This window comes from Kitasatospora paranensis (genome assembly GCF_039544005.1).
GTDB classification, from domain to species: domain Bacteria; phylum Actinomycetota; class Actinomycetes; order Streptomycetales; family Streptomycetaceae; genus Kitasatospora; species Kitasatospora paranensis.
Genome location: NZ_BAABKV010000001.1, coordinates 4,849,027 through 4,867,250, shown reverse-complemented (window position 1 = coordinate 4,867,250; position 18,224 = coordinate 4,849,027). Strand labels below are relative to the sequence as shown.

Here is an 18,224-nt window from a genome sequence, read left to right as displayed (position 1 = left end):
ACCGGTGGAACGCGGCGAGGGGTCGGGACGCCCGGGTACTTCCCAGCCGGTGGGACCGGCGATCCGGTCGGTCTCGGAAGCGGACGCGAGGAGTCACAGGGCGAGGATGCCGTCGGCATCAGGCCAGGCCACGGGGCCGCCCGCGACCGATGCCGCGATCCGGTGAACTCCCGGTCACAGCGCCGGCCGTCTCCTGACGGCGCGCCGTGTCACCCGACCGGCTCTGGTCGGGCGACACGGCGGACGGCAGCACTCGACCTGCAGGCTGCGTCAGTTGGTGAAGGCGGCGGTGACGCCGATGGAGTCGGCACCGCCGGCGGGCTCGGCCCAGGTGTTCCAGCTACCGGTGTTGTAGTCCGCGTCGATCTCGACCAGGCGATTGTTGCCGTTGATCGCGAAGATGTGGTTGACGTCGGTGAGGAGGAGGTCGCGCTGGCGACACGCTTGAGGTTGGTGCCGCCCATGTTCGACCAGCCGCTCCAGCTCCAGCTGTCGTAGTTGCCTTCAGTGTTGTAGAGGTTGCCGTCCATCCCGATGGCGTCCAGGTGGACGGTGCCACCGAAGGCCGACGCGGTGACGTCCTGGCCGGTGAAACCACCGGCCGCCACCCCCAGCTGCCCCAGCTGCCGGCCGCGTAGTTGGCGTCGATCTCCTGAAGACGGTTGCTGGAGTCGATGGCGAAGACGTGGTTCACGTTGTCGGCGGTGGACGCGCTGGCAACGCGCTTGAGGTTGGCACCACCGTGGCCGGTCCAGCCGTTCCAGCCACCGTTGGGGTAGGCACCGTCGGAGTTGTACAACTGCCCGTCGGTGCCGATCGCGGTCAGGTGCACGGTGTTGCCGAAGGACGAAGCGGAGATCGCGGTGACGGTGGGGCTGCTCTCGGGCTGGAACCAGCCGGACCACTGGCCGGTTCCGTAGTTGCCGTCCTTCTCGTAGACGTGGTTGTCACTGCCGATCGCGAAGATGCGATTGATCGAGCCGGTCGACGCACTGGTGACCTGCTTGATACCGGAGGTGCCCATGTCGCTCCAGCCGCTCCACCCGCCGGCCGAGTAGTTGCCCTCCGTGTTGTGCAGTCCGCCATCCGGTGTCAGGTCCACCAGGTGCACCGTGTTGCCCGCCGCGGGTACCGGACCGGGCGCCGGGTAGGGATCGATGTGATCGTTGGTGAGTCCGGCCCGGGCGGAACAGCCCCATTGGCCGGGACCTGCGCTGCGCAGCACCGCTTCGGCTATGAGGATCTGCTGCTTTTCGGTCGCCTGGTGGGGGTACTGGGCATAGATATCGCCGTGGTACGCCAGCCAGGTGCTCTCTGCGAACTGGAGCCCCCGTAGTAGCCGTTTCCGGTGTTGATGCTCCAGTTCCCGCCGCTTTCGCACTGAGCCACCTTCTCCCACGTGCTCACGGACGCAGCTGATGCCGATCCCGCAAAGGCGAAAGGCGTGGCGACAGCGAGAAGTGACGTGGCGACAATGGCCGCTGCGGCGCGCCCTCGATTGCGTTCGGGCATGACGGTCTCCCGTTCCTCGTATGGTGGTTGGTCGCTGCGATGGCGCGGCGGTCAGAACTCAAGTGCATGGTGGTGGGCCCCGCGCGCCCACAACGCGTCCTCACGGCGGGCGGCCTCGGCCGTGCGTCCCGGGCGTCCTCTTCTCCCCCGCGAGCACCCCGAGGAGCATCGAGTGGACGAGAAACGTGCGGGTCAGTCCCAGCCGATGCCGTTGGCAGCCGGGGAGGTCGCAGCCACCGGTGCCACACCGCTCAGACCTGCCGACGTCGCTTCGGCAACAGCCGCTGAGGTCGGTACCACCGCGGCACCGGAGAGCAGGAGCGAAGCAATCGTGATGGTGAGACGGCGGGTGGTGCTGGACATGGCGATGCCCCCGAATCGGGTCGAGCGGATGAGGACCGGATCGGGCCGGCGGAGCTGCTGTCCGCCTGGCCTTGCTGGCGACCGGTGATCACCATCCTGCTCAGCCGCGAAGCCCTGTGTAAGAGCCCGGAGCGGGCAGCATCCGGACAGGCAGCATCCGGACAGGGCGCCTACCGGACCCGGGTGGCTGGTTCCCGGGAAAGACAGCGGCCTGACATCATCACGCCGAACGCGCCTTGATTCTTGTGCGACCTGCCGGGGACTGGACACCGGTGAATGCCACGGGACGCCGCCGTGCCCTTGCCCAGCACGCTGACGTCCGTTCCCAAGCGAAAGCCGAAATCGTCCGGGATGACGCCGAGATCGTGAGTGGGGTCCGGCCGGCAGGACTTCCGCGACGCGGCCGACACGAACGCCGACTGGGCGCTTCGGCCCTCAACTTCGAGGCAACGAAACGCCCGGTCGACGCAGTGGCACGTCGTGGGCTTCAGGACCGGTGAGCCACCCTTCCACCGCTGTGGCTGTCCACCCGGAGCACGGAACCACGCACAGGCAACGTCTCAGTAGCCGGCCTCACCCGAGCCGTCGCACGGTGCCCGCCACGGTGGTCGCCGCGACGGGCCTGTCTCTCTCGGTGCGGACTCCGGGCTGGCGTGACGGCAAGTCAGTTGGCCAGGGAGAAGTCTCCGCCCACCGGGCGGCGATCTTGTCGGCGCCGGTCAGTGCGGTGAGCGTGGTCACCGGGGTGGGGCTGTCGGTGGTGGTGCCGTTGCCGAGCGGGCCGGAGCCGTTGGCGCCCCAGGACTGCACGGTGCGGTCGGTCAGCAGCGCCGGCCCGTGCCCGGTGGCCGGTCCGGCCCCGCCAGCGGCGATCTTCACCACCTCCGCGCTGGTCGGCCCCAGCACAGTGGTCGCCGTGGTGCGGAAATCGGTCCAGGTGCCGTCACCGAGCTGCCCGCCGCGATTGTTGCCCCAGGGCTTGAGTCGCTTCTCCACTGCCGCTCCCGCGCATCAGGGTCGCCTGCAGGCGCCACCGGACCGGCCGCACAATCGTGCAGCCAACGGGCAGTCAATCGCACACGAAGGGTAATTTCATCGAGGCTGCCGGGCTGCGACGCGACGCCTTCCGTGGGCGGCGTGCGGGAGTGAAACGGCTCGAGCCCTTCCCCGGTCACAGGGAAGGGCTCGAAGCGTGCGCGGGCGTCAGGCGGCGACGGCCACCGGCTCCGCGACCTTCACGGCCTCGGCCGCGAGCAGGTCGCCGGTCGGGTTGTTGTACGCGTCGCGGTCGAGGGTCTTCTCACGGGCCGCCACCAGGATCGGGACGACCGCCTGTCCGGCGACGTTCGTCGCCGTCCTGACCATGTCCAGGATCGGGTCGATGGCGAGCAGCAGGCCCACGCCCTCCAGCGGCAGGCCGACGGTGGAGAGGGTGAGGGTCAGCATGACGATCGCGCCGGTCAGGCCCGCGGTGGCGGCGGAGCCGATCACCGAGACGAAGGCGATCAGCAGGTAGTCGCCGATGCCGAGGTGGATGCCGTACACCTGGGCGACGAAGATCGCGGCGAGCGACGGGTAGATCGCGGCGCAGCCGTCCATCTTGGTGGTCGCGCCGAACGGGACGGCGAACGACGCGTACTCGCTCGGGACGCCGAGGCGCTCGGTGACCCGGCGGGTGACCGGCAGGGTGCCGACCGAGGAGCGGGAGACGAAGGCGAGCTGGATGGCCGGCCAGGCGCCCTTGAAGAAGTTGAGCGGGTTGAGGCCGCCGGCGAAGCGCAGCAGCAGCGAGTAGACGCCGAACAGCACCAGGGCGCAGCCGACGTACACGTCGGCGGTCAGGGTCGCGAAGGGGGCGAGGAGGTCCCAGCCGTACTTGGCGACGGACTTGCCGATCAGGCCGAGGGTGCCGAGCGGGGCGAGCCGGATGACCCACCACAGGGCGGTCTGGGTGAGTTCGAGGACGGACTCGCCGAGCTTGCGGACCGGCTCGGCCTTCTCGCCGATCTTCAGGATGGCGGCGCCGGTGACGATGCCGAGGAAGACGATCTGGAGGACGTTGACCTCGACGAACGTGGTGGCGATGTTCGTCGGGATGATCCCGGTCAGGAAGTCGACCCAGCTGCCGGCCTCCTCGGGGGCCTTGAGGCCCTCCGTGGACAGGCCGGCGCCCTGGCCGGGGTCGGTGAGCAGGCCGAGGCCGAGGCCGATGGAGACCGCGATCAGCGAGGTGATCAGGAACCAGAGCAGGGTGCGGACGGCGAGCCGGGCGGCATTGGTGACGTTGCGCAGGTTGGCGACGCTGACCACGATCGCGGTGAAGACCAGCGGCGGAACGGCCAGCTTGAGCAGCTGGACGAAGGTCTTGCCGATGGTGTCGAGGGTGGTGGTGAGCCACGAGACGTCGCCGGCGCGGGCGATGCCGCCGAGCAGCAGGCCGAGGGCGAGGCCGCCGACGATCTGGGCCCAGAAGGGCGTCCGGCGGATCCGGGCGAGCGGGCCGGACGTGTCGGGTTCGGCCGGCGTGGTGGGCGCGGTGGGCATGGGGATGCGACTCCGGAGTGGGGCGGCAGGCGGGGGAGGGGAGAGCGCGGCGGCACGGCGGGACGCGCGGGCGGGGAAGGGCCCGGGTCGGGAGGAGGCGTGCCGCCTAGATACAGCTGGAGGCGCAGATACAGCCGAGGGCGCAGGCGCAGCCGGCGACCCGGGTGCGGTGGGAGGCGCGGGTACGGCCGGCACCGTCCGGGCGCGCGCCGCAGGGGGCGAGCGGAGTGCTCGTCCCGTGCCGGTGGGCTGCGCCTGGGGTGGTCATGGCCGGAAGATTAGCAGTAAACATTTGAGATGTTCAAAGCTCTTGTTTGAGAGACGCCGTGAGCTACGGCCACGAAGCAGCCCGCCCCGCCAGGGCCTCGATTGACCGACCGCTCTGGTTATACGTATAACTTCAGGTATGGGCTATCTCGCGCTGCTCCGCGCCCCGCACGTCTCCAGGCTCCTCCTCGGCACCCTCCTCGGCCGTCTCCCGGCCGGCATGACCGGCCTGGTGATCGCCCTCGCCCTGCGCGAGGCGGGCGCGCCGTACAGCAGGATCGGCCTGGCGACCGCCGCGTACGCCATCGCCGCCGCGATCGGCGGACCGGTGCTCGGCCGGATCGTGGACCGCACCGGCCAGCCCCGGGTCCTGCTGACCACCGCCGTCGTCGCCGGGCTCGGCTACGCCCTGCTCGCCGTCGCCCCCGGCTCCCCGGCCGCCGCGCTGACCGGCGCCGCCCTCGCCGGCCTCGCCATGCCACCGCTCGAACCCTGCCTGCGGGCCCTGTGGCCGGCGGTCGTCGCCGAGGAGCAGCTCGACACCGCCTACGCCTTCGACTCCGCCTCGCAGCAGATCCTCTACGTCGCGGGCCCGCTCGCGGTGGCCGGCATCACGGCCGGATTCGGCCCGTCGGCGGCCCTGTGGACGGCGGCCGCGCTCGGCCTGCTCGGCGCACTGGTGGTGGCGACGGCCGGACCGGCCCGCTCCTGGCGCGCCCCCGCCCGGTCCGCCTCCGCCGGCCTGCTCGGCCCGCTGCGCTCCCCGGCCTGGTCCTGCTGCTGGTCGGCCTGGCCGGGGCCGGCTGGACGGTCGGCGCGCAGAGCGTGCTGTTCATCGCGTACGCCGAGCGGCACCCTGGCGCGCTGCCCGGCGGGGCCGGGCTGCTGCTGGCGCTGGCCGCGGTCGGCGGGCTGGTGGGCGCGCTCGGCTACGGCGCGGTGCGCTGGCGCTCCAGCACCGCCACCCGCACCTGGGTGATCGCCCTGCTGATGGCCGCCTCGTTCGTGCCGCTGCTGTCGCTGCCCGCGCCGTGGGCGATGGCCGGGCTGGCGCTGCTGTCCGGCGTCGGGCTGGCTCCGCTGCTGGCGGCAGCCTTCGTGCTGGTCGCCGAACTGGCGCCGACCGGCACGGTCACCGAGGCCTTCGCCTGGTTGATCACGCTCTTCGCGACCGGCAACGCGGCGGGGTACGCCGTCTCCGGGGCGCTGGTCGACGCCTCGCTGTTCCAGGTCGCGCTGTGCGCGGTGGCCGGGATCGGGGCGGGCGCTCTGCTGCTGTTCGGCTGCCGCGGGTGGTTCCGCGCGGCGCTGCCGGGCGACCGGCTTCCGGCTCCCGAGGCCGTCGGCGCGCACTGACCCGGACCGCTCCCGGCCTCTGCCACGCGGCACTCCCGACCCGGCGGCACTCCCGACCCCGCACCGGTCCCGGAGGCTCCTGCGGCGGGCCCGTGCGGCGGCTCAGTCCGCCCGGCGGGTGGAGTCGCGGACGACCAGGGTGGTGGGCAGGGGGGCGGTCGGGGCGACCGGATCGCCGTCCAGGAGGGCGGCCAGTGCCGTGACGCCCCAGCGGCCGAGCTCCTCCCCGGGAAGGTCGACGGTGGTCAGCGGCGGCACGAGCAGGTCGGCCACCGGCACGTTGTCGATGCCGACCACGGAGACGTCCGCGGGGATGGCGAGGCCGAGTTCCGCCGCGGCCTGGTAGAGGCCGGAGGCGACGACGTCGTCGTCGCAGATGATCGCGGCCGGCCGGTCGGCCCGGCCGAGCAGCTCGCGCGCGACGACCCGTGCGGCGGCCGCGCCCTCGTTCAGGCTGACGCCGGCCTCGATCACCTCCAGGTCGGCGGTGGCGGCCTCGAAGGCGGCCTGCCGGACGCGGAAGGTGTGCGCCGAGAGGGTGGAGCGCAGGTGCCCGATCCGCCGGTGCCCGAGCGCGGCGAGGTGGTCGACGGCGGCCCGCATGCCGGCGGCGACGTCCAGCTCGACGGTCGGCCGGGCCGGGTCGAGTGCCGGGTCCGCGTCCAGGAAGACGGTGGGCATGGCGGCGGGCAGCCCGCCGAGCTGGCTGTCGTCCGGGGAGCAGACCAGCAGTCCGTCGAAGCGGCCGGCGGTGGCGGCCTCGGCAAGGGTGGCGCCGTCCCAGCCGGAGCTGACCACCACGGCCAGGCCGCGCCGGTGTGCCTCCTCGTGGGCGCCGGACAGCACCCGGCCGAAGAACGGGCCGAGCAGGTTGGGGACGGCCAGCATCACCATGCCGCTGCGGCCGAGCCGCAGCTGCCGGCCGGCGGCCTGCGGGCGGTAGCCGAGCCGGTCCGCGGCGGCGCGGACGCGCTCGCGGGTGGCCTCGGAGACGCGGTGACCGCCCTCGGGCCCGGAGAACACCAGGGAGACGGTGGCCTGCGAGACGCCGGCCAGCCGTGCCACGTCGCGCCCGGTGGGACGGCGCGCGGGCCCCGGCACGTCAGTTCTGGGCGGCGGCACGGGCGGCGTCGTCGGCCGCGTCCTCCTCGGCGTTCTGCGCGGCGATCCGCTTGGCGGTGCGCGACCGGATGCCGTCGACCCGGCCGGCGATCTGCTCGGACATCTCGTCCCGCTGGCGGCTGAGCGCCACGTAGCTGATCGGCGCGGAGACCAGGCCGGCGAGCAGCACCAGGAAGACCACGCCCGAGCCGCCGGCGACCGGGATGACGCCGAAGTGCCCGAGCAGCAGGGCGATCAGCAGGCAGCCGAGGAAGATGCTGGCCCGCAGGGAGGTGTAGCGGAGCGTGGCGTGCGACTTGCTGCTCACGGGTGGGCGTCCTTCGCTGCTGGGGTACGGCGGGTGGTGCTGCCGGCGGCGGGGGCGGGGCCCCCGGGAGCCGGATGGGATGTCACAGCCTCCCAGTGAAGCATGCCCTACGGCGGCGGCCGCAGGGGGCTGCGTGCGCTCCCGGCGCGGTCGGTGGGCTGGTGTACCCGGCCGGCCGGGCTCAGCGCAGGTCGAGCCACATGGTGACGTCGTCGCGGTCGTCGCCGGGGGCGACCCGGATCGCGCCGGGCACCCGGCCGACCTCGGTGTAGCCGCTGCGGCCGTAGAAGGTCTCCAGGTCGTGGCCGCCGCGCAGGGTCAGGCGCAGCCCTGCCAGGCCCCAGCCGCGGGCGATGCGCTCGGCCTCCGCGAGCAGTTGGCCGCCGTAGCCGCGGCCCTGCAGGGCCGGGTGCACCATGACCCGCTTGAGCAGTCGCCAGTGCTCCATGAGGTCGAAGCGCTGGGACTCGAAGAACAGGACGGCGGCGAGCCGGCCGGTGCCGGGCTCGCGGCCGATCAGGAGCCGGTCGGGACCGTCCGGGCCGATGCCGGCGAGCTGCCGTTCCGCGGTGGGGCGGACCCGCTCGGCGGTGACCGGGGGGACGAAGCCGACCGCACCCCCGGCGTTGCTGACCGCCGTCCAGAGGTCGACGACCTCGGCCCGCAGTCCGGGGGTGGGGTCCGGGTCCAGGGTGAAGACCATCGTCATGGTCACCCAGCCTAGATGACCCTTACGAGGAGCTCGCGTCAGGCCCCGGCCAGGGCCGGTGTCCCGGCCGGGCGTCCGCGCAGGGCGAGGCAGAGCAGGACGGCCACCGCGCACAGCCCGCCCGCTGCGTACCAGGCCAGGTCGTAGTCGCCGAAGCGGTCGCGGACCACGCCCGCCAGGGCGGCGACCACGGCGGCGCCGATCTGGTGGGCGGCCAGCACCCAGCCGAAGACGATCGGGGCGTCCGGGCCGAAGTGCCGCCGGCAGAGCGCGACGGTCGGCGGGACGGTTGCCACCCAGTCCAGGCCGTAGAAGATCACGAAGGCCAGGATCGGCGGCTGCAGCGCATGGCCGAACAGCTGCGGCAGGAAGAGCAGGGACAGGCCGCGCAGCGCGTAGTAGACGATCAGCAGCCGCCGCGAGTCGAAGCGGTCGGTGAACCAACCGCTGGCGATCGTCCCGACCACGTCGAACACGCCGACCAGGGCCAGCAGGCTCGCACCGGTGGTGACCGGCAGGCCGTGGTCGTGCGCCGCCGGGATGAAGTGGGTGCCGACCAGGCCGGCGGTGGTGGCCCCGCAGATCGCGAAGGAGCCGGCCAGCAGCCAGAACGCCCGGCTGGTCGAGGCGCCCCGCAGCACCCGCAGCGAGCGGGCCAGCGCACTGCCGTCCACCACCGGCGCGGGCGGCGGCTCGGTGGCACCGTACGGCAGCAGGCCCAGGTCGGCGGGGCGCTCGCGCATCAGCAGCAGGACGGGGACGGCGACGGCGGTCGCGGTCAGCGAGACGACCACCACGGCCGTGCGCCAGCCCTGGTTCTCCACCAGCGAGGCCAGCAGCGGCATGAAGACGAGGTTGCCCGCGGCGCCGGCGGCGGTGAGGACCCCGGTGACCAGCCCCTGCCGGGCCTGGAACCAGCGACCGGTGACGGTGGTCGCGAAGGCGCCCGCCATCGAGCCGCTCCCGAGTCCGACCAGCACGCCCCAGCACAGGATCAGCTGCCAGCTCTGCGTCATCAGCACGGTCAGTCCGGCGCCGACGGATATCAGCAGCAGGGCGCAGACCACCACCAGCCGGACGCCGAAGCGGTCCATCAGCGCCGCGGCGAACGGCGCGGTCAGCCCGTACAGGGTGAGGTTGACCGAGACGGCGCTGCTGATGGTGGCGTGCGACCAGCCGAACTCGCTGTTCAGCGCGTCCATCATCAGGCCGGGGGCGGAGCGCATGCCGGCCGAGCCGACGAGGACGAGGAGGGCGAGGCCGGCCACCACCCAGGCGTAGTGGACGCGGGGCGGTCGGGCGGGCTTCCGGGCGGTCGGACGGGTGGTCAGTTCGGTCACACCGGAGAGTCTCCCGGGCGGCCCCGGGAAGGACGAGTGGCCTGACTGCCAGCTTTCGTCAGGATCGGGCCACCCGCTCCGGCGGAGGGCGGTCGGCCGGCCACCGTTCAGCGCCCGTCGATCCGCCGCAGCTCACGGATCGGGCGGGCCAGCAGCAGCGCCGCGACCACCAGCAGGCCGACCAGGGCGCCCGCGCTCAGGACGGCCCTGGGCCCGAAGGCCGCGGCCGCGGGGCCGGCAAGCGCGGCACCGACCGGGGCCATGCAGACCGAGCCGGCCACCTCGTACGCGTGGATCCGGTTGAGGACCTCGCCGGGCACCTGGGTCTGCACGTTGGTCGCCCACATCACGCCCCAGAAGGTCGTGCCCGCCCCGGCGACCAGGAAGCACAGGGCGAGCAGCGGCACCGGCAGGCCGAGCACGATGGCGAGCGGGTAGAGCGGGAAGGCCAGCATCCCGAGCGCCCCGCCGAGCAGCGGACGCTGCGGCTTCACCCGAATGGCGATCAGCCCGCCGGCCACGGTGCCGGCCCCGAACGCCCCGTTGAGCAGGCCGTACGCCGTGGAGCCGTGGGCCGGGACGATCAGGCCGGCGGCGATCGGCAACAGCGGGCCGAAGCACAGCACGCTGTAGAACATCCAGATCACGATGACGCCCCACATCCAGCTGCGGGAGCGGAACTCGCGCCATCCGACGACCAGGTTGCGCCACAGGCTGTCCCCGGGCGGCGGCGCGGGAACGGTGCCGAGCCGCAGCGTCAGCAGGCAGCCGGCGCTCAGGCCGTAGGCGACCGCGGCGATCACCATCACCCAGCCGGTCGCGGCGGCGCCGGCCAGGACGCCGGCGACGGCCGGACCGAGCAGCGTGGTGAGCGCCTCCGAGGTGCGCAGCACGCCGTTGGCGCCCTGCACGTCGCGCGCGACCAGCGGCACGGTGGACGCGGCGCCCGGCTGGAACATCGCGGCGGCCGCTCCGGCCAGTGCGAGCAGGCCGTACAGCTGCCAGAGCTGCTGGACGCCGTGGAAGAACAGCACCGCCATCAGGATCCGGGTGACCAGGTTGACGAGGTCGGCGGTGATCATCAGCCGGCGGGCGGTGAACCGGTCGGCGAGGACGCCGCCGAGCAGGACCAGGCCGGCGAACGGGGCCATCAGGAAGGCCATCGCGTAGCCGACGCTGCCGAGCGGGTGGCCCGCGCCGATCAGGCCGGCGGAGACCGCGACCGGGAGCATCGCGTCGCTGAGCAGGCCGGAGCTGCGGGCGGTGAAGTAGAGCCGGAAGTTGCGGGACCAGATGGCCGGGCTCCGGAGGGCCGGGTCGACGGGGGCGGGCGCGGATCTCAGTTCGGGCACAGCAGAATTTTTGGTCCAGACCACTTCGGGTGCCAGGGGTTCCCGGGTCACAATGTGGCGGCAACCGGCGGAAGGACGCGCACGATGACCGAGCAGGGGCAGGTGCACCGGGTGGCGGTGCTGGCACTGGACCGCGTGATCGCGTTCGAACTGGGCATCCCGGCCCGGATCTTCGAGTCCGCCCGGGGTCCGGCCGGGCAGCCGCTGTACCGGGTGGCGACCTGCACCGTGGACGGGCTCCCGGTGACCACCAGCACCGACTTCAGGGTGGTCGTCGACCACGGGCCCGAACTGCTGGCCGAGGCGGACACCGTGGTGGTCCCGGCGCAGCGGGGCGGCGCCACGGCCGAAGCCGACCCGCGGGTGGCCGCCGCCCTGGCCCGGATCCGGCCCGGCACCCGGCTGGTGTCGATCTGCACCGGCGCGTTCGTGCTGGCCGCGGCGGGCCTGCTGGACGGCCGCCCGGCCACCACGCACTGGGCCTACACGGAGGAGTTCGCGCGGCTCTTCCCGAAGGTCCGGCTGGATCCGGACGTGCTGTTCACGGACGACGGCGACGTGCTGACCTCGGGCGGGGTCGCCGCCGGGGTCGACCTCTGCCTGCACATCGTGCGCCGCGACCACGGCAGCGCGGTCGCCAACGCGGTGGCCCGGACGTGCCTGGTCCCGCCGTGGCGGGAGGGCGGGCAGAAGCAGTACGTACGGGCGCCCGGACCGGTACCCGCCGACGCCGGTGCGGGCACCGCCGCCGTCCGCGCCTGGGCACTCGACCACCTGTCGCAGACGCTCGGCCTGCGGGAGCTCGCCGACCGGGCCGGGATGAGCGTACGGACGTTCACCCGGCGCTTCCGGGCCGAGACCGGCAGCAGCCCGGGCGAGTGGCTGACCGTCCAGCGCACCGAACTGGCACGGCAGTTGCTGGAGGAGACCGAACTGTCGATCGACGAGGTGGCGCGGCGCTCCGGCTTCGGCACGGCAGGTTCGCTCCGGCTCCAGCTGCGCGGCCGCCTCGACGTGGCCCCGACCGCCTACCGGCGGACCTTCCGCGCCGTCGTGCCGGAACCGCGGCGCGCCCCGGGCGGCGGCGTGGCGCCCGCATCCCGGATGCACGCCGCGCCGCCGTCCGAACGGGCGCACGGGGCCTGAACCCGCACGCCGGCACTCCGCACTCGCCGAGGAGGCCGGTCGGCGGTGGGCAGCGCTGTCCCCCCATGCTGGCCCGCCTGGGCTTCCCTCGGCGTCCCCTCGCAACGGAGAGCCGCACCCAAGGGTGATCAGTCGGATACGTCACGTCAATGGCTTGTCCGACATTCGGATCGGATCCGGGCGGCGGGTCGGAGGGCGGAGGTGGCAACGGCTGCCGGCGGCGGACGGCACGCCCCCGGCGTGCGCCGGGCAGAGGCAGAGAAAAGCGGAGAAAAGCGACGAACGCGGTCAGGGGCGGCAGGCAGGGCAGAGGGCAGCACCGGGGGTGGGTGGCGGCGCCGGGCGGGGCACGAGGCCGACGGATGCCGGGCGGGCGGCCGAAAGGCCTGCGGCGGTGTCTGCGGCGGGCGGCCGACGGGCGTGCGGTGGGCGTGCGGCGGGCGGTCAGAGCTGCCAGGCGAACTCGTCCATGACGGGCACCTCGGCCGCGACGGCGGCCGTGGCGTTCGGGTCGATCTCGCACCAGACCCGCTTCCCGGAACCGTCCGGGTACCAGCCCCAGCGGTCGCACAGCAGCTCGACGAGTTCCAGGCCCCGGCCGTTGGTGGCCTCGCCGCCGGCGTGCCGCGGCGCGGGCGCCGTCCGGCTGGCGTCCGCCACCTCGACCCGGACGGGGACCGACACGGCGTCACCCGACATCGCGTCCGGCACCGGCATGCTGAGCCGCAGCACCGCCGGACAGCCGGTGTGCACGACCGCGTTGGTGACCAGCTCGGAGACGACCAGCACCAGGGTCTCCGCGATCGGGGCGTCCGGGTCCAGCCCGTGGCCGCTCAGCCGGGTCCGTACCCACCGGCGTGCCCTGCCGACCTCGGACGGGTCCGCCTGGACCGCCAGCTGCACCTGAAGTACCTGCACCGCTCCACCACCCGCACTCGGTATTCGGCCACCCATCCCCTGACACCCGCCCGGGCGTCAGGGACTTTCGAGTGACCGGGAGCAGAGCCCGCAGCGTCCGCGTTCCCTGCTTCCGGTCGCTCCTCATCAAGCCGGTCGGTCGACCGCGCACGGCCGGTGCGCCTGGCCGGACCACCCATGGCTTCGACACGAATACGCCTCAGGATGAGACGGCCCAGGGGCCGCTGCAAGCGCTTCGGGCATATTCCAGCGATCGGGGGACAGCCCGGTGCATACTGTCCCGCTCACCCTGACGGGCTTCGTACCGGTGAACGCCGGCCGGGCGGGGCGTGTGCACGAGCACAACGACGGTACCGCCACGACACCCGAATGGCGTGACCGCCACGAGCGAACCACCCGTTCCGGCACAACTCGGGCCGCCCCCGCGGGGTACAGGCCGCCCCAGGATCTGACGCCCCGAAACTCCGTGTTCCCTTCTTCGCACAATCCGCACGGCCGGGAAAGCCGTCCCGCTACGGTGGTTCGAAGCACGGCCCGGGGCACCAGGGAGGGGCCATGAGCACGCCCGACGCGCGACTTCAACAGCGCCTCGCCCGCGGCGAGGAGGCCGCCCTCGGCGAGCTGTACGACCGCTTCGCACCACTCGTGCACGGCCTCGCCTGGCGGATCCTCGACGACCAGGACGCCGCCGAACAGCTCACCCGCGAGGTCTTCGCCCACCTGTGGACCACTCCCGCGGCCTACCGCCCCGACGAGGGCACGCTGCGCGCCTGGCTCGGCGCCCTCACCCACCGCCGCGCCGTCGAGCGGCTGCGCCACCGCTACGGCGACGGACGGGAACTGGCCGAACGGGCCGCCGGAGCCCGGGCGCACCACATCGTCGCGACCCTGCCCGAACCGCTGCGCGACACCATCGACACCCTCGGCACCGGCCGGCCGGAGGACGCGAGCTACCGGGACACCGCCCGCCGGCTCGGCATCAGCGAACACACCGCCAAACACCGGATGCGGCTGGGCCTGCACCTGGTCGCCACCGAACTGGCGGGCGACCACCCGCACGGCTGTCCGGACACCATGGCCGCCACCGGCCCCGGACGGCCCGCGCCGTGACGGCCGACGGGCGGCACGAGGCGCTCCGCTCCCTGCTGGGTGCGTGGGCGCTCGGTGCCTGCCCGCGCCCGGAGGCGGCCGAGGTCGCCCTCCACCTGGCCGGGTGCCCCGGATGCGCCGAGGAGGCCGCCCGGCTCAGCGGTGCCGCGGCCGAACTCGCCGCCGACGAGGCGCTCGACCTCTCCGGCACGCTGCGCCAGCAGGTCCTCGACCACTGCCTCGCCCGGCGCCCCGCCGAGTTGCCGATACCGCCCTGGGCCGCCCCGTACGCGGCGGAGAGCGCCCGGCTGGACGCCCTGCTGTGCGACCTCGGCCCCGACGAGTGGCAGGAGGTCGCCGAACTGCCCTGGCACGGCGGGGTGCAGCACTGGCGCCCGGCCGAGGTGCTCTGCCACCTCGCCGCGGTCGACGGCTACCTCTCCCCCGCGCTCGGGCTGGCCGACCCGCTCGCCGACGGCGCACCGCCGACGGACGGCCTCCCGCGGGTGCCCGGACGGGGCCGCCCCGCCGGGGTGCTGGAACGCACCGGAGCCATGCTCCGCACGGTCGGCGGCGACGATCCGGACCAGATCCGGGCCCGCTGGCGCGGCCAGAGCCACGCCCTGCTGCGGGCCGCCGCGCTCGGCGGCGACGGCACCGCCCCGGTGGACTACGGCTTCGCCGTACTGCCGCTGCGGGACGCCTTCCTGGACCGCGCCTTCGAGTGCTGGATCCACGGCGACGACATCGCGCGCGCGGTCGCCTACCCCTACCCGCCGCCGGCCCCGCAGCACCTGCACCGGCTGATCGACCTCGCCGCCCGGATGCTCCCGCACCTGCTGGCCGCCCTGCGCAGCCCCGCACCGGTCGGCGCGGGCGGCCGCGCGCGGGGCCGCAGCCTGCGGCTGGTCATCGACGGCCCGGCGGCCGGCGAGTGGCTGATTCCGCTCGACGATCCGGCGGCGCCGCCGGAGGGCACCGACACGGTGGCCGAAATGGTCGTGGACGGACTGGAGTTCTGCTACCTGGCGGCGGCCCACCGGGAGCCCGGGCGGCTGCCGCTCGGCTGCGACGGCGACCGCTCCGCGGTCGACGAGGTGCTGCGGGCACTGCCGATGCTGTCCCGGCCCTGAGCTGCGGACGGCCCTGAGCGGCGGACGGCACGGGGCCGGGCGGCGTGCCCGGTCTCAGGTGAAGACGACCGTCCGGCTTCCGTTGAGCAGCACCCGGCGCTCGCTGTGCCACTTGACCGCACGGGCCAGCGCCTGGCACTCGACGTCGCGGCCGAGCGCGACCAGCTGGTCGGGGGTGACGTCGTGGGTCACCCGGGCGACCTCCTGCTCGATGATCGGGCCCTCGTCGAGGTCGGCCGTCACGTAGTGGGCGGTGGCGCCGATCAGCTTGACGCCGCGGGCGTGCGCCTGGTGGTACGGCTTCGCGCCCTTGAAGCTCGGCAGGAACGAGTGGTGGATGTTGATCACGCGGCCGGACAGCGCCTTACAGAGGTCGTCCGAGAGCACCTGCATGTAGCGGGCCAGCACGACCAGGTCGACGCGTTCCTCGGCGACCAGGTCCAGCACCTGCTGCTCGGCCTGCGCCTTGGTGTCCCGGGTCACCGGGATGTGGTGGAAGGGGATCCCGTACGACTCGGTGAGCTCGCGGAAGTCGGTGTGGTTGGAGACCACGGCGGCGATCTCCACCGGAAGGGCGCCGATCCGGGTGCGGAAGAGCAGGTCGTTCAGGCAGTGGCCGAACTTCGACACCATCAGGACGATGCGCATCCGCTCGGCCGTCGGGTCGATCCGCCAGTCCATGTGGAAGGACGCGCCGACCGCGGCGAAGCTCGCCCGGAGCTTCTCCACGGTGACCGGTTCCTCGGCCGAGAAGTGCACCCGCATGAAGAAGAGCCCGCTGTCGGCGTCGCCGAACTGCTGGCTGTCCAGGATGTTGCAGCCGGTCATGAAGAGGTAGCTGGACACCGCGTGCACGATCCCCTGCTTGTCCGGGCAGGAGAGCGTGAGGACGTACTGTGCGCTGCCCGGAGTCTCTGCCACGGCTGGGTTCCTTCACTGGTTCACGACACGACGACCCAGCGTGTCACATCCCGGACACCCGGGGCGGCGCCGCCCGCACTGCGGGACGGCGTCCGTCCGAGGCGTCGGACAAGCCCTAGGCGGCCTGGGTGAGGATGCGGAGGATCTCCAGGCTGCGCGGCGGGGTGTCCGGGTCCTCGCCGTCGTTGACGGCCAGCAGGACGTGCGCCTCGCGGGCGGCCCGGACGGCCTCCGGCCAGCCGGCGTGCCCGAGGTACGCGCCTGCCGGGGCGTCCGCACCGACCTGGTGCAGCACCCGCAGCACCCGCAGCACGGCGGCGTCGACCGCGGCGGCCTCGGCCGCGTCGCGGACGATCGTGCCGACGTACTTCTCGGCGGACCAGCGGTCCAGCCAGGTGTCCTCGACCAGGCGGTAGACGGCGTCGGTGACGTCGCCGTAGCCGTTCTGGCCGGCCAGCCATGCGTGCTGCTGGAAGCCCGGGTCGGAGAGCATGTGCAGCGCCGAGCGGATCCGGGCCCGCCAGCGCCACCAGGGGAGATCGTTGAGCGGCATGCCGCCCATGGTGCTGGAGCGACGGCCGCTACGAGAAGAGGTGTTGGCGGACCGATACGAAGAATCTGTGGTGTCGGACATCGTGCATCGATCGTACGTGCCCCCGGAACCGGCGCTCTACACGCGTCACCCCTCGGTGTTCCACCCCCGTTTGGCCGTCGTTCGCTTTTCGTCCCTCTCTGCTTGCCCGGCCAGGTCAAGGCTTGAATTCGGCCGAAAATCCCGGCCGCGACCCGGGGAGGGGACAGATCATCATGAGGCGGAACGGATCGCCCGACGACCATCAGCCCACCAGCCGACGGATCACCGACCGCCCAGGCCTCCGCCGCAGAGCAGCCGCCCTCGCCACCGCCGCGGCCCTCGCACCCGCCCTGCTGGCGACCTCCGCCTGCGGCGGCCCCGCCGACGCCGCCTCCGCCGCCGGCGACCTGACCGTGATGACCTGGGCCCCGTCCGGCACCGGGTCCACCGACCGGCCGGGCATGACCGCCCTCGCCGACGCCGTCGGCCGGGACATCAACGCCAAGGGCGGCCTGCACGGCCGGCAGCTGCGCGTCCTCACCTGCAACGAGCACAACACCGCCGAGGGTGCCGCGGCCTGCACCCGGCAGGCGGTGGACGCCAAGGCGGTGGCGGTGATCGGCTCGTACAGCCAGTACGGCAGCACGTTCATCCCCACCCTGGAGGCGGCCGGCATCCCGTACCTGGGCGGCTACGGCCTCTCCACGCCCGAGTTCTCCAGCCCGCTCTCCTACCCGGTCGCCGGCGGGACGCCCGCGCTGATCGCGGGCAGCGGGCGGCAGCTGGTGGCGGCGGGCTGCAAGAACGTCGCGCTGGTGCGGCCGGACACCCGGGCCGGCGACACCATGGTCGGCTTCCTGGACGCCGCGCTGCGCCCCGCCGGCATCCGGCTGACCGACGTGAAGGCCCCGGAGCGGTCGAACGACTACACCCCGATCGCCCGGCAGGCCGTCGGCGACGACCGCAGCGGGAACTGCGTCACCGTCGCCCTCGGCGCCGAGCCGACCGCCAACCTGCTCGACCCGCTGCGCCGGCTGAACCCCAAGCACACCGCGCTGGCCTCGGTCGTCGGCAGCTTCCAGCAGTCCGTGGTGGACGCCACCGGCGGTGACAGCGGCCCGCTCGGCGGCGCGTACGCCACCGGCTGGTTCCCGCCCGAGTCCTCGCCGGTCTGGGACGCGCTGCGGGACACCGTGAAGACCTACGGCAACGGCGTCGCGATCGACGTCGCCGACCCCGGCGTGCAGACCACCTGGGTCGCGTACGAGGTGTTCCGGGCCGCAGCGAAGCGCGTCGACGCGGCCAAGCCGCTCACCGCCAAGACGCTGCGCACCGTGCTGGACAGCGGCGACCCGATCGAGACGAACGGCGCGACACCCCCGCTGAACTGGGGCATGACCAGCATGCTGCCCAGCGCGGACTCCCCGCGCCTGGTCAACACCTCGGTGACCTTCCAGCAGGTCCGCGGCGGCCGGCTGGTCGACCAGCAGCAGGGCTTCGTGGACGTCCGCTGGGTGCTGGCCGGGGGCAAGCCCCCGGCGTGACCCACCGCCCACGCCGAAGGGGGCGGC

General features: G+C 73.5%; 17 protein-coding genes and 1 pseudogene. 6 read left to right on the top strand and 12 right to left on the bottom strand.

What is annotated here, in order from left to right:
• Positions 1–340: 340 nt before the first annotated feature.
• From ABEB13_RS40720 to ABEB13_RS23450, 4 genes and pseudogenes are all read right to left on the bottom strand, one after another.
• Positions 341–1,512: pseudogene (locus ABEB13_RS40720) on the bottom strand (transglycosylase family protein).
• 192 nt (positions 1,513–1,704) lie between these two features.
• Positions 1,705–1,875 (bottom strand): hypothetical protein, encoded by a 171-nt coding sequence (locus ABEB13_RS23460; protein ID WP_345707079.1) that lies wholly within the window; start codon positions 1,873–1,875, stop codon positions 1,705–1,707.
• 573 nt (positions 1,876–2,448) lie between these two features.
• Positions 2,449–2,871, bottom strand: coding sequence for an RCC1 domain-containing protein (locus ABEB13_RS23455; protein WP_345707078.1), 423 nt, complete (start codon positions 2,869–2,871; stop codon positions 2,449–2,451).
• Between the two features lie 207 nt (positions 2,872–3,078).
• Positions 3,079–4,419 carry a dicarboxylate/amino acid:cation symporter gene (locus ABEB13_RS23450; RefSeq protein WP_345707077.1) on the bottom strand — a complete coding sequence of 447 codons (1,341 nt, stop codon included), beginning with the start codon at positions 4,417–4,419 and terminating at the stop codon, positions 3,079–3,081.
• A 406-nt stretch (positions 4,420–4,825) separates the two neighbouring features.
• Between ABEB13_RS23450 and ABEB13_RS23445 the strand changes: the two genes are divergently transcribed.
• Together ABEB13_RS23445 and ABEB13_RS23440 are read left to right on the top strand one after the other, a co-directional pair.
• The gene (locus ABEB13_RS23445; RefSeq protein WP_345707076.1) at positions 4,826–5,665 is read left to right on the top strand and encodes an MFS transporter; all 840 of its coding nucleotides are present in this window, start codon (positions 4,826–4,828) and stop codon (positions 5,663–5,665) included.
• A complete protein-coding gene (locus tag ABEB13_RS23440) occupies positions 5,602–6,042 on the top strand; it encodes an MFS transporter (protein ID WP_345707075.1) in 441 nt (146 codons plus the stop codon). The genes ABEB13_RS23445 and ABEB13_RS23440 overlap by 64 nt, the downstream gene beginning before the upstream one ends.
• Positions 6,043–6,144: 102 nt before the next feature.
• On the opposite strand, the gene ABEB13_RS23435 is transcribed toward ABEB13_RS23440, so the two are convergent.
• From ABEB13_RS23435 to ABEB13_RS23415, 5 genes are all read right to left on the bottom strand, one after another.
• Positions 6,145–7,107: a LacI family DNA-binding transcriptional regulator gene (locus tag ABEB13_RS23435; protein WP_345707074.1), complete on the bottom strand. Its 963-nt coding sequence runs from the start codon at positions 7,105–7,107 to the stop codon at positions 6,145–6,147.
• 37 nt (positions 7,108–7,144) lie between these two features.
• Positions 7,145–7,471 (bottom strand): DUF4229 domain-containing protein, encoded by a 327-nt coding sequence (locus ABEB13_RS23430; RefSeq protein ID WP_100888913.1) that lies wholly within the window; start codon positions 7,469–7,471, stop codon positions 7,145–7,147.
• 181 nt (positions 7,472–7,652) lie between these two features.
• On the bottom strand, positions 7,653–8,180 hold the full coding sequence (locus ABEB13_RS23425) for a GNAT family N-acetyltransferase (RefSeq protein WP_345707073.1): 528 nt from the start codon (positions 8,178–8,180) through the stop codon (positions 7,653–7,655).
• Between the two features lie 38 nt (positions 8,181–8,218).
• Positions 8,219–9,520, bottom strand: coding sequence for an MFS transporter (locus ABEB13_RS23420; protein WP_345707072.1), 1,302 nt, complete (start codon positions 9,518–9,520; stop codon positions 8,219–8,221).
• Positions 9,521–9,627: 107 nt separating this feature from the next.
• Positions 9,628–10,872, bottom strand: coding sequence for an MFS transporter (locus ABEB13_RS23415; protein ID WP_345707071.1), 1,245 nt, complete (start codon positions 10,870–10,872; stop codon positions 9,628–9,630).
• An 84-nt stretch (positions 10,873–10,956) separates the two neighbouring features.
• Between ABEB13_RS23415 and ABEB13_RS23410 the strand changes: the two genes are divergently transcribed.
• Positions 10,957–12,018 carry a GlxA family transcriptional regulator gene (locus ABEB13_RS23410; RefSeq protein WP_345707070.1) on the top strand — a complete coding sequence of 354 codons (1,062 nt, stop codon included), beginning with the start codon at positions 10,957–10,959 and terminating at the stop codon, positions 12,016–12,018.
• A gap of 444 nt (positions 12,019–12,462) precedes the next feature.
• On the opposite strand, the gene ABEB13_RS23405 is transcribed toward ABEB13_RS23410, so the two are convergent.
• Entirely contained in the window at positions 12,463–12,936 is a 474-nt protein-coding gene (locus ABEB13_RS23405) for an ATP-binding protein (protein WP_345707069.1), read from the bottom strand.
• Between the two features lie 555 nt (positions 12,937–13,491).
• Between ABEB13_RS23405 and ABEB13_RS23400 the strand changes: the two genes are divergently transcribed.
• Entirely contained in the window at positions 13,492–14,046 is a 555-nt protein-coding gene (locus ABEB13_RS23400) for a sigma factor (protein WP_345707068.1), read from the top strand.
• The gene (locus tag ABEB13_RS23395; protein ID WP_345707067.1) at positions 14,043–15,158 is read left to right on the top strand and encodes a zf-HC2 domain-containing protein; all 1,116 of its coding nucleotides are present in this window, start codon (positions 14,043–14,045) and stop codon (positions 15,156–15,158) included. Before ABEB13_RS23400 ends, ABEB13_RS23395 begins: the two co-directional genes overlap by 4 nt.
• A gap of 54 nt (positions 15,159–15,212) precedes the next feature.
• Here the strand turns inward: ABEB13_RS23395 and purU are convergent, their stop codons facing one another.
• Together purU and ABEB13_RS23385 are read right to left on the bottom strand one after the other, a co-directional pair.
• Positions 15,213–16,079 carry a formyltetrahydrofolate deformylase gene (gene purU / locus ABEB13_RS23390; RefSeq protein WP_345707066.1) on the bottom strand — a complete coding sequence of 289 codons (867 nt, stop codon included), beginning with the start codon at positions 16,077–16,079 and terminating at the stop codon, positions 15,213–15,215.
• A gap of 115 nt (positions 16,080–16,194) precedes the next feature.
• Positions 16,195–16,713, bottom strand: coding sequence for an SCO4402 family protein (locus ABEB13_RS23385; protein ID WP_345707065.1), 519 nt, complete (start codon positions 16,711–16,713; stop codon positions 16,195–16,197).
• Between the two features lie 173 nt (positions 16,714–16,886).
• Here ABEB13_RS23385 and ABEB13_RS23380 point away from each other — a divergent pair, with 173 nt between their 5' ends.
• Complete coding sequence (locus tag ABEB13_RS23380) at positions 16,887–18,197, top strand: ABC transporter substrate-binding protein (protein ID WP_345707064.1); 1,311 nt, start codon at positions 16,887–16,889, stop codon at positions 18,195–18,197.
• The last annotated feature ends 27 nt before the right edge of the window (positions 18,198–18,224 follow it).

What these genes read in the sequence shown, in the direction of transcription:
- ABEB13_RS23425 (WP_345707073.1), bottom strand. Translation starts at nt 8,180, where the DNA reads ATGACGATGGTCTTCACCCTGGACCCGGACCCCACCCCCGGACTGCGG.
- ABEB13_RS23460 (WP_345707079.1), bottom strand. Translation starts at nt 1,875, where the DNA reads ATGTCCAGCACCACCCGCCGTCTCACCATCACGATTGCTTCGCTCCTG.
- ABEB13_RS23400 (WP_345707068.1), top strand. Translation starts at nt 13,492, where the DNA reads ATGAGCACGCCCGACGCGCGACTTCAACAGCGCCTCGCCCGCGGCGAG.
- ABEB13_RS23385 (WP_345707065.1), bottom strand. Translation starts at nt 16,713, where the DNA reads ATGTCCGACACCACAGATTCTTCGTATCGGTCCGCCAACACCTCTTCT.
- ABEB13_RS23450 (WP_345707077.1), bottom strand. Translation starts at nt 4,419, where the DNA reads ATGCCCACCGCGCCCACCACGCCGGCCGAACCCGACACGTCCGGCCCG.
- ABEB13_RS23410 (WP_345707070.1), top strand. Translation starts at nt 10,957, where the DNA reads ATGACCGAGCAGGGGCAGGTGCACCGGGTGGCGGTGCTGGCACTGGAC.
- ABEB13_RS23445 (WP_345707076.1), top strand. Translation starts at nt 4,826, where the DNA reads ATGGGCTATCTCGCGCTGCTCCGCGCCCCGCACGTCTCCAGGCTCCTC.
- ABEB13_RS23380 (WP_345707064.1), top strand. Translation starts at nt 16,887, where the DNA reads ATGAGGCGGAACGGATCGCCCGACGACCATCAGCCCACCAGCCGACGG.